Genomic DNA, 17421 nt, shown 5'->3' with positions numbered 1-17421 from the left:
CGGACGCCTATTTCGGAACTGACACCGCTCCAGGAGGAGCACCCATGACACGCGAACGCATCTATCTCTTCGACACCACGCTGCGCGACGGGCAACAAACCCCCGGCGTCGATTTTTCCGTCGAGGACAAGATCGCCATCTCCAATCTGCTGGACGAGTTCGGCCTCGATTACGTCGAGGGCGGTTATCCCGGCGCCAATCCGACCGACACCGCCTTTTTCTCGCAGAAGCGCACGGTGAAATCGAAATTCGTCGCCTTCGGCATGACCAAGCGGGCCGGCATTTCGGCCTCAAACGATCCGGGACTGGCCGTCCTGCTGCAGGCGAAAAGCGACGCCACCTGTTTCGTCGCGAAAAGCTGGGACTATCACGTGCGCGTCGCGCTCGGCTGTTCGAACGAGGAGAACCTCGAGGCGATCCGTGATAGCGTCGAGGCCGCCCGCGACGCTGCCAAGGAGGCCCTGGTCGATTGCGAGCATTTCTTCGACGGCTACAAGGCCAATCCCGAATATGCGCTTGCCTGCGCCAGGACGGCCTATGAAGCCGGTGCGCGCTGGGTGGTGCTCTGCGACACCAATGGCGGCACCCAGCCGGGCGAAATCCGCGCCATCGTCGAGGCGGTGATCGCGTCGGGCATCCCCGGCACGTCGCTCGGCATCCATGCCCATGACGATACCGGCCAGGCGGTCGCCAATTCGCTTGCCGCGATCGAGGCAGGCTGTCGGCAGATCCAGGGGACGCTGAACGGCATCGGCGAACGCTGCGGCAATGCCAATCTGGTGACGATCATCGCAACGCTTGCCCTGAAGGACGCTTACACCACCCGGTTCGAGACGGCGATCGATGCCGAGCGGCTGACCGGGCTTACCCGCCTCAGCCACGCCTTCGACGAGCTCTTGAACCGCTCCCCGAACCACCAGGCGCCCTATGTCGGCGCCTCGGCGTTTGCCACCAAGGCCGGCATCCACGCCTCGGCGCTGCTGAAAGACCCGCGCACCTACGAACACGTGACGCCGGAAAGTGTCGGCAACCTGCGCAAGGTGATGGTGTCCGATCAGGGCGGCAAGTCGAACTTCATCAACGCGCTGAAGCGCCGCGGCATCGAGGTCGGCAAGGACGATCCGAAGCTCGACCAGTTGATCTCGATCGTCAAGGAACGCGAGGCGACCGGATACGCCTATGAAGGCGCCGACGCGAGTTTCGAGCTGCTCGCCCGCCGCACGCTCGGCACCATTCCGGAGTTCTTCTCCGTCGAAGGTTTTCGGGTGATGGTCGAGCGCCGGTTCGACAGCCACGGCCGCATCAAGATCGTCTCCGAAGCGGTGGTCAAACTCGTCGTCGACGGGCAGACGCTGATGTCGGTGGCCGAGGGCGACGGCCCGGTCAACGCGCTCGACCGGGCGCTGCGCAAGGATTTCGGCAAATACCAGCACGAGATCGACGACCTGGTGCTCGCCGACTTCAAGGTGCGTATCCTCAACGGCGGCACAGAGGCGATCACCCGCGTGCTGATCGAATCCACCGACGGCGACGGCGTGCGCTGGTGGACGGTCGGCGTCTCGGAAAACATCATCGACGCCTCGTTCCAGGCGCTGATGGATTCGGTCATCTACAAGCTGATGAAGAACCGGGAGCTCGCGGGCAAGATCGCGGCGGAGTGAGGCTGGAAGGGCGAGGCTGAGGCCGCCTCGCCATGTTCGAACCTTCACCGCCCGGCCATTTCGCGCAGGTCCTGGATGAGGCCGCCGGGACCAGTCTCGGCTGTCGCCGCGACGCCGATTTTGGTCAGCCAGCACCACATGCTGGTGCGATGGAAAAGGGTGTAGAGCCACAGCGCCCGCTCCATATCCGGATGGTCGGTCCGGCCGTAACCGTCAAGGATGGGCCGGTGGCTGCGCGGGTCCTCGTGCGAGGAGCAGAACAGGGCCTTGGCCAGATCGAAGAGCCTGTCCCCTGCCCGCGCATTGCCGAAATCGATGAGCCCGCTCAGCCGAAGATCTCCGGCACCGTCGCGCAACGCGAGCACATTGCCCTGATGGAAGTCATCGTGGCAGAGCACGGGGCCGCCGTTTTCGGCCAGGAGATCGAAACTGCCTTCGGCAAGGCGCTGCAGGTTTCGCCCGAGTTCGGCATCGCCGCCGAGATCGCGAAAACGCCGGAACACGTCTTCGAACGCCGCCGTCATATAGTCCGCATTGGTCGGACACGGCTTGTCGATCCCGTCGCCACGAATGTAGCCATAGGCTGGCATCGGCACGGCGTGAACCTGCCTCAGCAGCTCTCCCATCTGCCGATAAGCCTGCGCGATATCCGGTTCGCCCATCCAGTGGCGGAGCGAACGGCCGCGCAACAACGTCAACAGAGCGTAGCGCAACGGCAGAAGGGTGCGTGTTTCATCGACCCGCAGCCACCGGGGAACGGGCGGTATCGGCCCTTTCAGCCAGCCGGCCACTAGGTTCTCCTTCGTCGGCAGCCATTCGGGTTCATCCGGATAGATTTTGAGGACAAGCGAGCTGTGCTCGGCCCGCACGAGATCAATCCGGTAAACCTCGGTACTGCCGCCCTCGAGCCTGCTGAAACCGCTGGCGACAAAACCACGATCGAGGTGCCGGACGAGCCGATCAACGGTTTCCCCGTCGAGTTCGAGGGTCGTTCTTCGCTGCGGCGCCATTTCCACCGTCCAATGATTGCTATATTGGGTTACCGACTATCGACACTGTTGGAGCGTGGACAACGCGGCTCTCCATAAACTACGCAATCGCAACCTGCGGAAAGCCTGCCCATGACGGCGTCCCCGAATTTTCGTACCGAACCTTGACCGGCTCCAACCCGCCCTCATCGCTTGAACTGCTCGGCTGGTCCGATTTCTTTGCGGCTCAGGTCGAACTGGGCGAAGCGGATCTCGTGCCCCGGCGCGTCGCTTCGGTTCACCGGGCGCGCATCGATGCGATCGACATCAGCGGGCCAGTCGAGATCGAACTTCCGCCCAATAGCAATACCGCGGATTTTGCGGTCGGTGACTGGGTTCTTGCCGATCCGCTGACGGGCATGCTCGTGCGCCGTCTCGACCGGAAAACCGTGTTTCAACGGCGTGCGGAAGGCGGGCACGGCCAGCAGCTTGCCGCGGCCAATGTCGATACGCTGTTCATCGTCACCTCGTGCAATGCCGATTTCAACCCGGGACGGCTGGAACGTTACCTGATCATGGCCAATCAGGCCGGGACCAACCCGGTGATCGTACTGACCAAGGCCGACACGGTCGAAGATGCCGGCCCGTTCGAGGAACAGGCCAAGGTGCTGCAGCGCGACCTGCCGGTGGTCGTCCTGAACGCCCGATCCGAAGATGCCGTTGCCTTGCTGAAGCCCTGGTGCGGGGTCGGGCAGACCGTAGCGCTGGTGGGTTCCTCCGGCGTCGGAAAGTCGACGCTGGTAAATACCCTGGCGGGGCCGCAGTCCGACACGATGCAGAAGACCGGAAGCATCCGCGAACGTGATGCAAAGGGTCGTCACACCACGACGGCGCGGTCGCTGCATGCGATTGCCGGCGGCGGCTGGGTGATCGATACGCCGGGTATTCGGACGCTTTATGTCAGCGACGTCACCGACGGCATCGATACGCTGTTTGCCGAAATCACCGATCTGGCGCCGAATTGCCGGTTTCGCGATTGCACCCACGCTCACGAACCGGGCTGCGCCGTGCAGGCAGCCGTTGCCAAAGGCGAACTTTCCGCCGAGCGCCTGGAACGCTGGCGCAGCCTGCTTGCGGAAAACCGCGACAGGACGCCGGTGATGAGCGGGCCAAAGGGCAACAAGATCGTCCGCAAGAAGAAATACTGAAGGTTTCGCGCGCGAATACCCGCCCTGAAGGAGTTGGCAGGCCGCCCCGAATCCTGTGGTCCCGATCCGGGCCATTGTATTTCAGGGGTTTTCGTACCATATAGACGGCACATTGAGGCAGCCGCTCGCGGTAATGACGCAGCAGCGCCTGGCAACCAACCCCCTCACCATTTCATTAATCCAAAGAGGCTTCGGCATTCTGCCGGAGCATCGAGATCGGAGACGTTCATGTCTGATAAAAAAACAAACACCCCGGACCAGCCTTATCAGCCCATCCCCTTTGCCAAGAAACATCGCATTTCGGTTGAGGACGCGAAGGCTATCATCGAAAAGCACGGCGCAGACCGGAAGTCGGCCGACAAGGAAGCACGGCGCGTAGCCGTCTAATCCTTCTCGCCTGCAAGACGACTGGAAGAACCGGAGACTGAGGATGCCGCACCCGGCTATTGAACCTTCAGTCCCAGTTCCGCCAGGATATCTCCGGCCTGCTGCCGCGAGATCGTCGCTCCCTTGAACTTCCTGGCGTCGATCAGCTTCAGTCCGCCGAGGTCCGCGCCGCGCAGATCGGCCCCTTCGAACCTGGCATCGACGAGCCCCGTGTCCCGCAGGCTGCAGCCGTCGAACACGACGTCGCGAAAATCGCATTTCGATAGATCGGCAATGCTGAAATCGACCCGCTCGATCCGGGATTTCCGGAACGACAGTGCGGGAAGTCTCGCCTGCGCCAGGATCGTTTCCTTGAACGACAGGCCAAGCGACGCGATCCGCGTCAGGTTGGCACCGGTCAGCTTGCAGCCGACGAACCGGGTGTCGTTCATTTTGGCTTCCAAAAAAGCGGCGTTGTTGAAGTCGCAATTCCCGAACTCCACCTCGGCGAGGTTGGCGCCTGTAAAATTGGCGAACGCCCCCCGGCACCCCTCGAACTTCGCCCCTTCCAGGTCGGCGGCCCGCAGATTGACGGTCGTCATCCTGCAGTTTTTAAATTCCCAGCGCTGAAGATCGAGCCCCGACAGGTCCGCTTCCTCCAGCGTGCAGTCTTTCAGGACCACCGTGTTTCCGGCCGCCGTAAAGTCGAGCACCTCGGCGCGTCCTATCTGTTGTTCGGAAACCTCGATGGGATCCTGCTCCGCCATGACCTTCGCCTCCGCCGACATTCGCTCGGCGTGATTGATCAGAGATTCGGGTTGGAAACAATCGGCGAGGCGGAACAGTGGGGCACACTCCCTCTGATTGACCGCCTTAGTGGAAAAGTGGGCTGACGCTCTCACACCTCCTCAAAACTCAGCCCCCAATCCTCCTCGCCGTACCATTCGTCGCCCTGAGGCGGCCGATGCCAGCGCAGGCTGCGGACCTGATAGCCGCGGCGGGAGCGGAAGGCTTCCGCCAGCCCCTCGTGACGGCCTGGCGGAGGTGGCTGCTGGCCTTCCGCCCAGACGAAGGAGACGGGTTGCAGGAACCTGGCGCCAAAACCCGACGCACGCCGGTCGATCATCAGGAAACCCGCGGAACGGGTAAACCCGCTCCGTCGGCCGTTGTCGATCGCCGGAAAGCCGAGCGGGAAGAGCGCGCGCCCGGAAACCGCGAGATTGTCGATCCAGGCGGCCGGCGGGTGGTCGAGCGCGAAATTGGCGTAGATCACGTCCGCGTCCTCCTTCGGCCATTCGGTCGCGTCGCCGCGGACGAGTTGGACATTCGCGTAACCCGCCAGGTTCTGCCGTGCCTTGTCCGCGAGAGCCTCGTCATATTCGACGGCGGTCACCCGGCCCGACGGCCCCACGAGCTCGGCGATGATGGCCGTGTAATATCCGGTCCCGGCGCCGAGATGAGCGACGGTCTCGCCGTCGCGGATACCGAGCGCGTGAAGGGCTCCGGCATGCAGCGACGGCATGCCGTTGTTGACGCCCCGGCCCGTATCCAGCCCGACCAGCACATCCTGGTAAAGCACCAGCGGGTCGGTCGAAGCGAGCTCCCGGTAGTTGCGAAAGTCGTTGTAGACCCAGGGCGGCGGGCCGACGAATTGTTCGCGCGGCACCTTGGCGAAGGCCGCGAAAAGGCGCGCGTCCGCACTCACGCCGGCCTTCGCCAGGATCTGGCGGGCATAGATCTGCCGGTGCAACGGCTGGTTTTCGAAATCCATCCAACTCCTCCCTTCTGACAAGGGCTCACTGTCGCAAGCCAAGCCGACAGAATCGCGACAAACGATAGGTTCTTCAATGAAATGAATTGGTCCGGCTCAACCTATTCGTTTAAACGGGGGATAACCAGAACAACATACCGGAAACACCCCACATGGCCACCGACACCGCCGCGGCGACGACCGTGAAGAACGAAGATACGCCGCGTGGCTTCGCCTTCGGGCTGACGGCTTATTTCCTCTGGGGCTTCCTGCCGTTCTATCTGAAGGCCGTCGCCCATATTCCTTCGCTCGAAGTGCTGGCGCACCGGGCGATCTGGTCGGTGCCGGTCGCCGGGATCGTTCTGTTGATCCTGCGTCGCACGGGTGATCTCAAAGTGGCGGTGCAGAACCCGCGCATGCTGGCGATGGCATGCCTGACCGCCCTGATCATCATGGCGAACTGGGGCATCTATGTGTGGGCGGTTGCCGCCGGACGGGCGCTCGATGCGGCGCTCGGCTACTTCATCAATCCGCTGTTCAGCATTTTCCTGGCAGCGGTCCTGCTCAAGGAGCGGCTGGCGCCGGTTCAGCTCGCCGCGATCGGCCTTGTGGTGGTGGCGGTGGCGATCCTCACCTATGATGCGGGCGGATTGCCGTGGGTTTCGCTGGCGCTCACCTTCACCTGGGGGTTCTATGCGCTGTTCCGGAAAACCCTGCCGATCGGCCCGAACCAGGGTTTTTTCCTGGAAGTGCTGCTGATCAGCATTCCCTGCCTGCCCTATGTGATCTGGCTGGAATCGACCGGCCAGGGCCATCTCCTCAATTCGACCGGCTGGGACACGTTCATCCTGATGGCCGCCGGCATCGTCACCGCCGCACCCCTGATGATCTACGCCAACGGCGCAAAACTCCTGAAGCTCTCGACCATCGGCATCATGCAGTATATCGCGCCGACAATGATCTTCCTGATCGCCGTCTTCGCCTTCCACGAGCCGCTCAGCCCCGTGAAGCTCGGGGCCTTCGTCCTGATCTGGACGGCGCTGGCGATTTATACCTGGTCGCTTCTCAAGCAAGCGCGCGGCCGATAGGCCTTTCCCGGAGCATTCCCATGAAAATCAGCGATATCCCGTTCGGTACCACCGACTGGAGCGCCATTCCGAAGACAGAGCACAAGGGCGACACGGGGCTGGCGACCTGGCAGACCTGCCATTTCGGCGGGATCAGGGTGCGGATGGTCGAATATACCCCGGGCTATCTCGCCGACCACTGGTGCGTCAAAGGCCATATCCTGCTCTGCCTCGAAGGCGATCTGACGACCGAGCTCGCCGACGGCCGGGTCTTCGTGCTGACGCCCGGCATGAGTTATCAGGTGGCCGACGATGCCGAGCCCCACCGCTCATCGACATCGGTCGGCGCAAAACTTTTCATCGTCGACTAGGGCTCAAGCGCCGGCGCTCACAGCCTCGAAATCACCGCGCCCTCGCCGCTCGTCGGCGGGCGCTCCTCACCCTGCTCCAGGATCGCCGGAACGATGTCCTCGACGTCGGCGATGACCAACGGCTGGACGAGATGCGCGCGGTGGATGAACCCCTGTTCACGCATGTGGGTGATGAGGTCGAGCATCGGATCCCAGAAACCGCCGATATTGGCGAACACCATCGGCTTCTCATGCCGTCCGAGCTGCGCCCAGGTCATGATCTCGACGATCTCCTCCAAGGTGCCGATGCCGCCCGGCAGGGTCACGAAAGCGTCAGCGCGCTCGAACATCTTGTGCTTGCGCGCATGCATGTCCTCCGTCACAATCAGCTCGTTGAGCTGGCCGAGCGAATGGCGCGTGGCCTCCATGTCGACCAGGAATTCGGGAATGATGCCGGTGACCTGACCGCCGTTCGACAGAACGCCGGCCGCGACTGCACCCATGATGCCCTTGGTGCCTCCGCCATAGACAAGCCGAAGCCCGTGGGCGGCGATGGATTTTCCGAGCGCACGGCCGGCTGCAAGGTAGGCGGGATCGCGCCCCGGCTGCGAGCCGCAGTAAACGCAGATGGATCGAATCGGCACAGTTTTCTCCGCAACGCATTTCAAAGGGAGGGCCAAACCAGGCCCCGGTCGTCAAAATTGACGGGAAATGCCCGGAAGAGCAAGGGTTTATCGTGTGAAAAGCTTGTGAATGCGGGAGGAAAAGGTTAATCCGAATATGCGATGGCTATAGCTGTCGGGAGAGGCATTGATGATGAAAAACCGCGCCGGCTGGCTGGCTCTGATCGTATTGGCTATCGCATCGCTGCTGATGGTGTTCTTGGTGATGCCTGCGATAAACAAGGATTCCAAGCCGATCGGCGACGCGATCAATGCCGCGGGCAATGCCGTCAAGGACGCGGTGACGGAACCGCAGCCGACGGCCAGGGCGCCCGATGCCGCAAAGCCGGCCGACCAGGCCGCTGCCACGGCGCCGCAGACGGCTCAGCCCGCCGCGTCTTCCGCAGCAGGCCAGGCTGCAGCAATGACGCCGCCATCCTTCGACGTGCTGCGCGTCGAGCCGGATGGGTCGACCGTGATCGCCGGCCGCGCCGCGCCCCATTCCAAGCTCGAAGTTACCGATGGCACCGCGATCGTCGCCAAGGTCGACGTCGGCCCGAGCGGTGATTTCGCCGCCATCCTCGACAAGCCGCTGCCGCCCGGCGACCACCAGCTCGTGCTCAAGGCAATCGGCAAGGATGGCAAGACCATCCTGTCGGAGGAGACGGCGACCGTCTCGGTGCCCGCCGACAAGAACGGCAAGCTGCTCGCCATGGTCACCAAGCCCGGCAAGGCAAGCCGCCTGATCGCGACCCCGGACGCCGCAACTTCGCCTGGCACGAGTGCCGCACAGCCGGCAGCCCAGGCCGCGGCAGCTTCGCCCGCTACCAATCAGGCTCCGGCCAGCCCCGCGCTTGCCGCCCCCTCGGCCAATACCTCCGTTGTCGCCCTGCCGGCACCGCCGGCCGGCTCGTCCAATCTCGCATCTTCCGCGCCGAGCATACCGGTCTCGGCGCCCGCCTCCCCGGCGGCGACATCCGCTGCGCCTGAACTGCGCGTCACCGCTGTCGAAATCGAGGGCAACAAGATCTTCGTCGCCGGCAACACCAAGGCCGGCACCTTGCTGCGCGGCCAGGCCGACGGCCGGCCGATCGGTACCGCCCAGGCGGGCCAGGACGGCAGTTTCGTGATCGAAGGGGCGATCGACCTTGCCGTCGGCGACCACCGGATCGGCGTCGAGGTTGTCGGGGCCGGCGGACAGGCTCTGGTACGGGTCGAAGTGCCCTTCAACCGACCGGCCGGAGACCAGGTCGCTGCCGTCGCAGCGCCGCAGGCCGCCAATAACGGCATGTCGGCGGCCGACAGCGGCGCCTTCGACAAGCTGCGCAACGAAACGGTACGCGCCTTCAACCTGCTGCGCGGGCTTTACGACAACGGCCGCGTACCCTCGGCGGAACAGATGGCAGCCGCCCGCTCCGCCACTTCGATCGCCCTGAAATCGCTCTCCGAATATCGCCTGCCGGCCGATGCGGCCGCCTCCGCCCGGGTGCTTGCCGAAACCACCGTCCAGAACGCCGCGGCAGCGGTTGCCGCCCTCGACGCGCTTCCCAAGGATGTCGCAAGCGTCGGTGCCGGCCTGAAGCGGATCGGCGAAATGATCGCCCGCGCCGTCGGCCCGACCATCGCCCGCGAGCTGCAAGGCGTGCAGGCCACCACAGCCGCGCCGATGACGGTCACCGATGCCAGCGGCACCCGCACCATCCAGCAGGAGCCGCTGACCCAGAGCGAACGCAGTTCGGTGATCATCCGCCGCGGCGACACGCTCTGGCAGATCTCCCGCCGCGTCTACGGCCAGGGTGTGCGCTACACGACGATCTACCTCGCCAACGAGGCCCAGATCCGCAACCCCGACGTCATCCAGCCCGGCCAGATCTTTGGCGTGCCCGACGCGGCCCTGCCGGACGCTGAAGAACTCCATCGCCAGCGGATGATACAGCGCCGGTCGTAAGGGGGTGGGGCCTGGGGTATAGAAACCCCTGCTGACCCATTCGAGACATCGCCTGGGACTGCCATGGCTCCCCAACCTCCCTCATTCCTGTGCTTGTCACAGGAATCCAGCCGCGCCGCGTCGGCGGTGCGAAAGTCTCTTCCTGCGCATCTCCCCCGCCGAGAAACCGGGGACGATTTCCCCACCCCGTGAAAAACGCATCCAGCCCAACCACCGCCGCCGCCTCAATTCCACTCCCCCAAAAGACCCTTGGACGGCTAATGGCCACGCCGGCTGCCGTTGGGCCAGCTTGGCGCAGGTTAGGAGGAATACCGCGGTGATCAGGCGGCGTGCTCGCATATTATCTCCGGCTCTGATCCATGCCGCGCGGACAGGAGAAGAAAATGGTTTCCAGCATTAATTCCATTCGGACTTGGTCCTCTCAGGCGGCCCTCAATGCATTCAATGATGTCTCCAACAACAGGGCGCCCGGCAGCTCGGCGTCCGGCTCATCCTCCTCGTCGCTCGCCGACATCCTGTTTTCCAGCGGCAGCGGCGGTGACGACGACTACGAGGACGACAAGATCGCGGCGCTGATCGCCTCGCTGCAGCAGACCATCAACGGCAATGTCCCGGACACCGCAGGCGACGGATCGGTCGGCGACATGTCCAGCAGGGCGTTCATGAAGGCGCTGCAGGAGAAGCTGGAGGCGCTGAAGGCGAGCCCCGACAGCAAGGCGATGGCCGACGCAATGCAGAAGGCGCTCGACGCCGGCACGCTGAAGATGACCGACGCGGTCGCCGGCGACCAGATCACCGCCTGGGACATTACCGACGGCAAACAGACCTCGGCCGGCATTACCTCCGTCGACAAATCCGACTGGACCCAGTTCCTCAAGGACCGCCTGACACGGGACGAAAGCGGCAAGTTCGTGCGTAACGCCGACGGCAGCTATATCGAGAAGGCGACCGGGGCCAGCTCCTATTTCGGCATGGTCGGCGAGGCCTATTATTACATTTCCTGGCCGACGCCGGCAGCGACCACCAAGCCCGCCGCAGGCACCACGCCCGCCGCCTCCACGTCGCATCAGAGTGAGTATATCGGCAACTAGGCTGGAGGCCGCGTTTTCCTGTTCCCGCCCACGGACGATATTTGGCTGGACTACGACAGTTTGGTTGCTCGCGGCGTCGAACTCGTCAGACAACGAAAGAAAGCAGACTACGGCATCGTCGCAGTCTTCAAGGATCTTAACCGCAACCTCTGGGACCTGGTCGTGTTCAGCGACGGAAGAGCCTGAACCTCCACTAAAGCCGACGTCCAAGCAGGCTTCGCATTGCGGTTCCTGGGCGCTCGAATTTGCGGATAAAGCAAAGGCACAACTGGACATTGACACGGGTGAGCATGTATCAGTCTGCCACTCTCACAACCTATGAGCACAATGATGAGCCTCTTCAGGCGTACTCTTCTGGCCGCCGCGCTATTGCCTACCATCGCCCAAGCAGCCGACTGCCCTTCATCCAAGACGGCAAAGAACGGCTTCGTACTCGGACGGCTTGACGCGCTGAGCGAATTTCGCAAAGCCAAAGGACCACTTGTCCAGATAATCACCTCTTTCGGTGGGCCGGACAAGCAGATCGTTTATTCGTTCGAAGGGCTGTTCGATCTTTCCCGTGAGGATCGAAAAGAGAAGTATGCCAGATATCCTCTATCGGATCTGAGCAACATCCTTCCCCTTAAGAAGGGCGATCGTCACGCCATCAATTTCGTGCCCTTTGACGCGAAGAGATCGGCGGATGACTGGGTTCTGGAACTCACCGTTACTGCAGAGGAGACCGTCAGCGTCGGTCGCTGCAAGTACGACGTGTTTCGTGTAAAACAGGAAACAAAGCAGAATGGAAAGACGACCGAAAACCTGAGCTTCCTTTATTCACCCGATCTTCACGTGACCCTTGCCAAGATCTATGACGAAGGCACCGGCAACCAGGCCATCGTCGGCTACGAGCACATCAGGCCTCTTGCGCGTTGAGAGGATAGCCGCCTTAGGCCATAGGCACCAAAAGGCGGGACGTCCCCCACGAGGTGCGGCTTCAGGGCATCTTTCACGAAACCGTCATTGCAACATTCTTCCCCGGACCTTATGTGCGGGAGGCGTTTCGACGCCCCCGGCCCGGAGACATTGATGGCGAATAACAAGAAGACCATTTCGGCGGATGCCAGCAATCCGCTCGGTACGCTCGTCAACCTGTGGCCCTATATGTGGCCGGGAGGACGCGCCGACCTGAAGGCCCGCGTCGTCTGGGCGACCTTCTACCTCTTCCTCGCCAAGTTCGTGCTCCTGACGGTGCCCTATTTCTTCAAATGGGCGACGGACGCGCTGAACGGAAAATTGGATATGGCAGGTCTCCTGCCTGCCTTCCTGCTCGGCGCCGTGGTGTTGGTCATCGCGCTCAATTTCACCCGCATCCTGCAGGTCGGCCTCAACCAGTTGCGCGACGCGCTGTTTGCCTCGGTCGGGCAATATGCCGTACGCCAGCTCGCCTACCGTACCTTCGTGCACATGCACCAGCTGTCGCTGCGCTTCCACCTGGAACGCAAGACCGGCGGCCTGTCGCGGATCATCGAGCGCGGCACCAAGGGCATCGAGACGATCGTCCGCTTCACCATTCTCAACACCGTGCCGACTCTGCTCGAATTCCTGCTGACGGCCATCATCTTCTGGGTCAGTTACGGCTTCTGGTACGTTCTCGTCACCGCCGTCACGGTGGCGCTCTATATCTGGTTCACGGTGAAGGCCAGCGACTGGCGCATCGCCATCCGTCGCTCGATGAACGACAGCGACACCGACGCCAATACCAAGGCGATCGATTCGCTCCTCAATTTCGAGACCGTCAAATATTTCGGCAACGAGGAGATGGAAGCCAAGCGTTTCGATAGTTCGATGGCACGCTACGAGAAGGCGGCGACCGACGTCTGGACTTCTCTCGGCTGGCTCAACTTCGGCCAGGGCGTCATCTTCGGCCTCGGCACGACTGTCATGATGGTGATGTCGGCGCTGGCCGTGCAGCGCGGCGAGCAGACGATCGGCGATTTCGTGTTCGTCAACGCGCTGCTGTTGCAGCTTTCCGTCCCGCTCAACTTCATCGGTTTCGTCTACCGCGAAATCCGCCAGGGGCTGACCGATATCGAGCAGATGTTCGAGCTGCTCGAAGTGCAGCCGGAGGTCGTCGATCGGCCGGATGCCGCGCCTCTCGCCATCCCCCAAGGGTCGATTTCCTTCAAGGACGTGCATTTTTCCTATGATCCGGCCCGGCCGATCCTCAAAGGCGTCTCGTTCGACGTGCCGGCTGGCAAGACGGTGGCGATCGTCGGGCCCTCGGGCGCCGGCAAATCGACCATTTCCCGCCTGCTCTACCGGTTCTACGACATCCAGGGCGGATCGATCACCATCGACGGCCAGGACGTGCGGGACGTGACGCAGCATTCGCTGCGCGCGGCGATCGGCATGGTGCCGCAGGACACGGTGCTGTTCAACGATACGATCGCCTACAACATCCGCTACGGCCGCCCCTCGGCGAGCCAGGAAGAAATGCTTGCCGCCGCCGAAGTGGCGCAGATCGGTCACTTCATCAGCGCCCTGCCCGACGGTTTCGACACCAAGGTCGGCGAACGGGGCCTGAAACTTTCGGGCGGCGAGAAGCAGCGCGTGGCGATCGCCCGCACCGTCCTCAAAGCCCCGCCGATCCTGATCCTCGACGAGGCGACCTCGGCGCTCGACACAACGACCGAGCACGAGATCCAGTCGGCGCTCGACGTCGTCTCCAAGAACCGCACGACGCTGGTGATCGCCCACCGTCTTTCGACCGTCATCGGCGCCGACGAGATCATCGTCCTGCGCGACGGGCTGATCGCCGAGCGCGGCACGCACAGTTCGCTGCTCGAACAGAACGGGCTCTACGCCTCGATGTGGAACCGCCAGCGCGAAGCGGTGCAGGCCGAAGAGCAACTGCGCAAGGTGCGCGAAAGCGACGACCTCGGGGTCGTGCTGCGCGGCGTCCCGGCGGCGGAATAGGGCCGGCGGCGCAATGAACTTCGGAAAGGGACGGATCTCAACGTGAAACGATACCTCACTCCCCGCATGCTCGTCCTCGGCGGCATCGCGATCGCCTATATCCTGGTGCTGATCTTCTTCGGCTCGCCGCTACTCGCCTTCACCACCTGGATGGGCTGGGTCGATCCGCAGGCCGCGCGGTAAGCGGACGCACTGTTCACAGGGCGGCGACTGTTCATGTCGCGGTCGAGATGCCATCTAGCGTGTAACTTCAGACACAGTAAATTCACGGTGGTAACGCAATGAAAAAGATCGGCTTTCTCTCCTTCGGGCACTGGACGCCCTCGCCGCAGTCGCAGGCGCGCTCGGCATCCGACGTCCTGCTTCAATCCATTGATCTGGCGGTCGCCGCCGAAGAACTCGGCGCCGATGGCGCCTATTTCCGCGTCCACCATTTCGCGCGGCAGCTCGCCTCACCCTTCCCGCTTCTGTCGGCCGTGGGCGCCCGCACCAAGCGCATCGAGATCGGCACCGCCGTCATCGACATGCGTTATGAAAACCCGCTCTACATGGCGGAAGATGCCGGCGCTGCCGACCTCATCGCCGGCGGACGCCTGCAGCTCGGCATCAGCCGCGGCTCGCCGGAACAGGTGATCGACGGTTTCCGCTATTTCGGCTACCAGCCCGCGGAAGGCGAGACCGATGCCGATATGGGCAGGCGTCATGCGGAAGTGTTCTTCGACGTGCTGCGCGGCGAAGGTTTCGCCAAGCCCAACCCGCGGCCGATGTTCCCCAACCCGCCCGGCATGCTGCGCCTGGAGCCGCATTCGGCGGGCCTGCGCGACCGCATCTGGTGGGGTTCGAGTTCAAACTCGACCGCCGTCTGGGCAGCCAAGCTGGGCATGAACCTGCAGAGCTCGACGCTGAAGACCGACGAGAGCGGCAAGCCGTTCCACATCCAGCAGGCCGAGCAGATCCGCATCTATCGCGAGGCCTGGAAGGAAGCCGGCCACGCCCGCGAACCGCGCGTCTCCGTCAGCCGCAGCATCTTCGCGCTGATGAACGACACTGACCGCGCCTATTTCGGCGGCAGCGGCGAGAGCCAGGATCAGATCGGCAACATCGACCCGCAGACCCAGGCAATCTTCGGCCGCTCCTATGCCGCCGAGCCGGACAAGCTAATCGAACAGCTGAAGGCCGACGAGGCAATCGCCGAGGCAGATACGCTGCTGCTCACCGTGCCCAACCAGCTCGGCGTCGAGTACAACGCGCATGTGCTGGAGAGTATCTTGAAGCATGTGGCGCCGGGGCTGGGGTGGCGCTGAGATAGCCCACAGTCGGAGAACGCAGTTGCCGAAAGCTCCAGCGACCTCCTTGCGGGGATGTCGCTGGAGCCAGTAGGGGGCGGTGATGCGGCAGGCACGGCGGTCGGTTGGGATCGGCCTGCTGTAGCCTCAGCGATCACTTCGGCATTTCAAGCCAGGCGGTGTGTCCGGTCAGCCGGTGCATCCCGGCACGATATTCATCTTCCGAGGTCGACCAGCGCAGGCGGGCATATTCTTCCACATCCGGGCCGACCTGATAGCGAAGGCGACCCGTCGCGTCGACGGCCGCCGCATAGATCGCCTCGACCACCGATTGCTCTTGCGTCGAAGCGAACGGGTAGTTGATCATCGACTGCAGCATGTGGTCGAAATAGGGTTTATAGCTTTCCGGCAGCGGAGCCGCTTGTGATGCGGCCATTCCGGTGGCGGTGAAATTCGTGCTGCGCATCGCGCCCGGCTGGATCAGCCGGACCTTGATGTTCTGCGACGCCAGTTCGTAGGAGAGCGATTCGGACAGACCTTCCACGGCCTGCTTTGAGGCACTGTAGAGCGATAGCAGTGGCATGGCTGCGATCCCGACACCCGAACCGACGTTGACGATAGTGCCGCCGTTTCGCCGGTGAAGATGCGGCAACGCCGCCTGGATGACGTTCATCATGCCGAAGACATTGGTCTCGAAGATCTGGCGGATCGCCTCCGCCGGCGTCGCCTCGAAGATCGAGACCATGGTGATGCCGGCATTGTTGACGACCGCGTCGAGGCCGCCGAAGCGCTCTACGCCGGCCTGGATTGCGGCCTCTATGCTCGCCGGATCGGCGACGTCGAGGGCTGCGACCAGAATGCGGTCGGGATACTGATTGGCAAGATCCGGGTCCGGCCTGCGCATCGTCGCGATGACGTTCCAGCCCTTTCCCGCGAAATGGCTGGCGGTCATCTTTCCGAGGCCCGACGAGCAGCCGGTAATGAGAATGGTCTTGGTCATGATCTGGCTCCAATGTGTTGATGCGCCTTCACTAGACCAGCCAATCGGAACATTCTATAATGTAACATCCGACAATCATTACGGATCGTCCCGATGGATGCTCTTACCGACGTCATCAAGCTGCTTCGCCCGTCCACCGTTCTGCTCGGCAGCATGTCGGCCAGAGGGAGGTGGGGCGTTCGCGTGCCGGAACAGCCGGGGCCGACCTTCTACTTCATCACGGAAGGCCGGTGCTGGTTCAGGACCCATGACGGCGGCCCCGTCGAGCTGCAGGAGGGAGATTATATTCTCTCGGCTAGACCGCTTTCGGATTCGTTCCTCAGCGATATCAACGCGCAAACCGAGCTGTCGGACGATGCCTTCAAGGCCCGACATACCGTTGACGGCGAGATTCGTGTTGGCGAAGAGGGATCGGGACCAGCGACGCGTGTCCTCGGCGGCCTCATCCAATGTGATCCCGCCAATGCCGATCTGCTGATCGGGCTTCTGCCGCGTCTCGTACATGTGCGGGCCACGGAGCAGACTGGCGCGCGATTGCGGGCGCTGGTCTCCATGATCCTGGAGGAAGCCGGCGACACACGGCCCGGGCGCGACGCCGTCCTCTGCCGCCTGATCGAGGTCATGCTCATCGAGACCCTGCGCCGCGAGGCGGCCTGGGCGCCACATGCGGGCCTGCTGGGAGGGCTTGCCGATCCGCAGCTCGCCCAGGCGCTCGGCCATATCCATGCCGATGTCGCCCGCGGCTGGACGGTCGGCGAGCTGGCAAGGCGGGTCGGCATGTCGCGCTCGGTCTTCGCCCGCCGTTTTTCCGAGACTGTCGGCGTCGCGCCGGTCGAATATCTGCTCGGCTGGCGGATGGCGTTGGCGAAAGACGTGCTGCTGCGCGGCCGCGGATCGCTGGAGGAGATCGCCGGGGCGGTCGGCTACAAGTCAGCCAGCGCCTTCAGCACTGCCTTCAGCAACAGGGTCGGTTGTCCGCCGAGCGAATACGCATCGCATCTGCAGGCCGGGCGGAAATGAGGATCGGCATTTTTCCGGCATATCCGCGCTGCGGTTTCGGCGATACGGAACCGCATTGCCGCAAAAACGGTTTCGCTGTAGTCAGA

17 protein-coding genes are annotated in these 17421 nt (G+C 63.1%); 12 read left to right on the top strand and 5 right to left on the bottom strand.

Going from position 1 to position 17421, the window contains the following annotated elements; genetic code table 11:
* Positions 1-44: 44 nt before the first annotated feature.
* Positions 45-1661, top strand: coding sequence for a citramalate synthase (gene cimA / locus ACSQ3G_RS04485; protein ID WP_436109197.1), 1617 nt, complete (start codon positions 45-47; stop codon positions 1659-1661).
* Positions 1662-1705: 44 nt separating this feature from the next.
* Here the strand turns inward: cimA and ACSQ3G_RS04480 are convergent, their stop codons facing one another.
* On the bottom strand, positions 1706-2671 hold the full coding sequence (locus tag ACSQ3G_RS04480; protein WP_436109196.1) for a phosphotransferase family protein: 966 nt from the start codon (positions 2669-2671) through the stop codon (positions 1706-1708).
* A 143-nt stretch (positions 2672-2814) separates the two neighbouring features.
* Between ACSQ3G_RS04480 and rsgA the strand changes: the two genes are divergently transcribed.
* Both rsgA and ACSQ3G_RS04470 read left to right on the top strand, forming a co-directional pair.
* A complete protein-coding gene (gene rsgA, locus ACSQ3G_RS04475) occupies positions 2815-3837 on the top strand; it encodes a ribosome small subunit-dependent GTPase A (protein ID WP_436109195.1) in 1023 nt (340 codons plus the stop codon).
* Positions 3838-4065: 228 nt separating this feature from the next.
* Complete coding sequence (locus ACSQ3G_RS04470) at positions 4066-4224, top strand: hypothetical protein (protein WP_172724107.1); 159 nt, start codon at positions 4066-4068, stop codon at positions 4222-4224.
* A gap of 56 nt (positions 4225-4280) precedes the next feature.
* Here ACSQ3G_RS04470 and ACSQ3G_RS04465 read toward each other — a convergent pair whose 3' ends face one another.
* Together ACSQ3G_RS04465 and ACSQ3G_RS04460 are read right to left on the bottom strand one after the other, a co-directional pair.
* The gene (locus ACSQ3G_RS04465) at positions 4281-4970 is read right to left on the bottom strand and encodes a pentapeptide repeat-containing protein (protein ID WP_436109194.1); all 690 of its coding nucleotides are present in this window, start codon (positions 4968-4970) and stop codon (positions 4281-4283) included.
* Positions 4971-5101: 131 nt separating this feature from the next.
* The gene (locus ACSQ3G_RS04460; RefSeq protein ID WP_436109193.1) at positions 5102-5974 is read right to left on the bottom strand and encodes a protein-L-isoaspartate O-methyltransferase family protein; all 873 of its coding nucleotides are present in this window, start codon (positions 5972-5974) and stop codon (positions 5102-5104) included.
* Positions 5975-6126: 152 nt separating this feature from the next.
* On the opposite strand from ACSQ3G_RS04460, the gene rarD reads away from it, so the two are divergent.
* On the top strand, positions 6127-7041 hold the full coding sequence (gene rarD, locus ACSQ3G_RS04455) for an EamA family transporter RarD (protein WP_046638463.1): 915 nt from the start codon (positions 6127-6129) through the stop codon (positions 7039-7041).
* Between the two features lie 20 nt (positions 7042-7061).
* On the top strand, positions 7062-7391 hold the full coding sequence (locus ACSQ3G_RS04450) for a DHCW motif cupin fold protein (RefSeq protein ID WP_436109192.1): 330 nt from the start codon (positions 7062-7064) through the stop codon (positions 7389-7391).
* A 17-nt stretch (positions 7392-7408) separates the two neighbouring features.
* Here ACSQ3G_RS04450 and ACSQ3G_RS04445 read toward each other — a convergent pair whose 3' ends face one another.
* The gene (locus tag ACSQ3G_RS04445; RefSeq protein ID WP_105402890.1) at positions 7409-8038 is read right to left on the bottom strand and encodes an LOG family protein; all 630 of its coding nucleotides are present in this window, start codon (positions 8036-8038) and stop codon (positions 7409-7411) included.
* A gap of 145 nt (positions 8039-8183) precedes the next feature.
* Here ACSQ3G_RS04445 and ACSQ3G_RS04440 point away from each other — a divergent pair, with 145 nt between their 5' ends.
* The 6 genes from ACSQ3G_RS04440 (at position 8184) to ACSQ3G_RS04415 (ending at position 15333) form a co-directional block, all read left to right on the top strand.
* Entirely contained in the window at positions 8184-9980 is a 1797-nt protein-coding gene (locus tag ACSQ3G_RS04440) for a LysM peptidoglycan-binding domain-containing protein (protein ID WP_436109191.1), read from the top strand.
* Positions 9981-10363: 383 nt separating this feature from the next.
* A complete protein-coding gene (locus ACSQ3G_RS04435) occupies positions 10364-11071 on the top strand; it encodes a hypothetical protein (RefSeq protein WP_436109190.1) in 708 nt (235 codons plus the stop codon).
* A 330-nt stretch (positions 11072-11401) separates the two neighbouring features.
* On the top strand, positions 11402-11986 hold the full coding sequence (locus tag ACSQ3G_RS04430; RefSeq protein ID WP_436109189.1) for a PH domain-containing protein: 585 nt from the start codon (positions 11402-11404) through the stop codon (positions 11984-11986).
* Positions 11987-12139: 153 nt separating this feature from the next.
* Entirely contained in the window at positions 12140-14029 is a 1890-nt protein-coding gene (locus ACSQ3G_RS04425; protein WP_436109188.1) for an ABCB family ABC transporter ATP-binding protein/permease, read from the top strand.
* A gap of 42 nt (positions 14030-14071) precedes the next feature.
* Complete coding sequence (locus ACSQ3G_RS04420; RefSeq protein WP_172745642.1) at positions 14072-14212, top strand: hypothetical protein; 141 nt, start codon at positions 14072-14074, stop codon at positions 14210-14212.
* A gap of 98 nt (positions 14213-14310) precedes the next feature.
* The gene (locus ACSQ3G_RS04415) at positions 14311-15333 is read left to right on the top strand and encodes an LLM class flavin-dependent oxidoreductase (RefSeq protein ID WP_436109187.1); all 1023 of its coding nucleotides are present in this window, start codon (positions 14311-14313) and stop codon (positions 15331-15333) included.
* A 136-nt stretch (positions 15334-15469) separates the two neighbouring features.
* Here ACSQ3G_RS04415 and ACSQ3G_RS04410 read toward each other — a convergent pair whose 3' ends face one another.
* Entirely contained in the window at positions 15470-16315 is an 846-nt protein-coding gene (locus ACSQ3G_RS04410; RefSeq protein WP_105402885.1) for an SDR family oxidoreductase, read from the bottom strand.
* Positions 16316-16408: 93 nt separating this feature from the next.
* Between ACSQ3G_RS04410 and ACSQ3G_RS04405 the strand changes: the two genes are divergently transcribed.
* Positions 16409-17335 carry an AraC family transcriptional regulator gene (locus ACSQ3G_RS04405; protein WP_105421249.1) on the top strand — a complete coding sequence of 309 codons (927 nt, stop codon included), beginning with the start codon at positions 16409-16411 and terminating at the stop codon, positions 17333-17335.
* Positions 17336-17421: the final 86 nt, after the last annotated feature.

Origin of the sequence: Neorhizobium tomejilense (assembly GCF_964254135.1) — a bacterium.
In the GTDB taxonomy this organism is placed as follows: domain Bacteria; phylum Pseudomonadota; class Alphaproteobacteria; order Rhizobiales; family Rhizobiaceae; genus Neorhizobium; species Neorhizobium tomejilense.
This window is presented reverse-complemented; position numbering and strand designations above follow the sequence as displayed.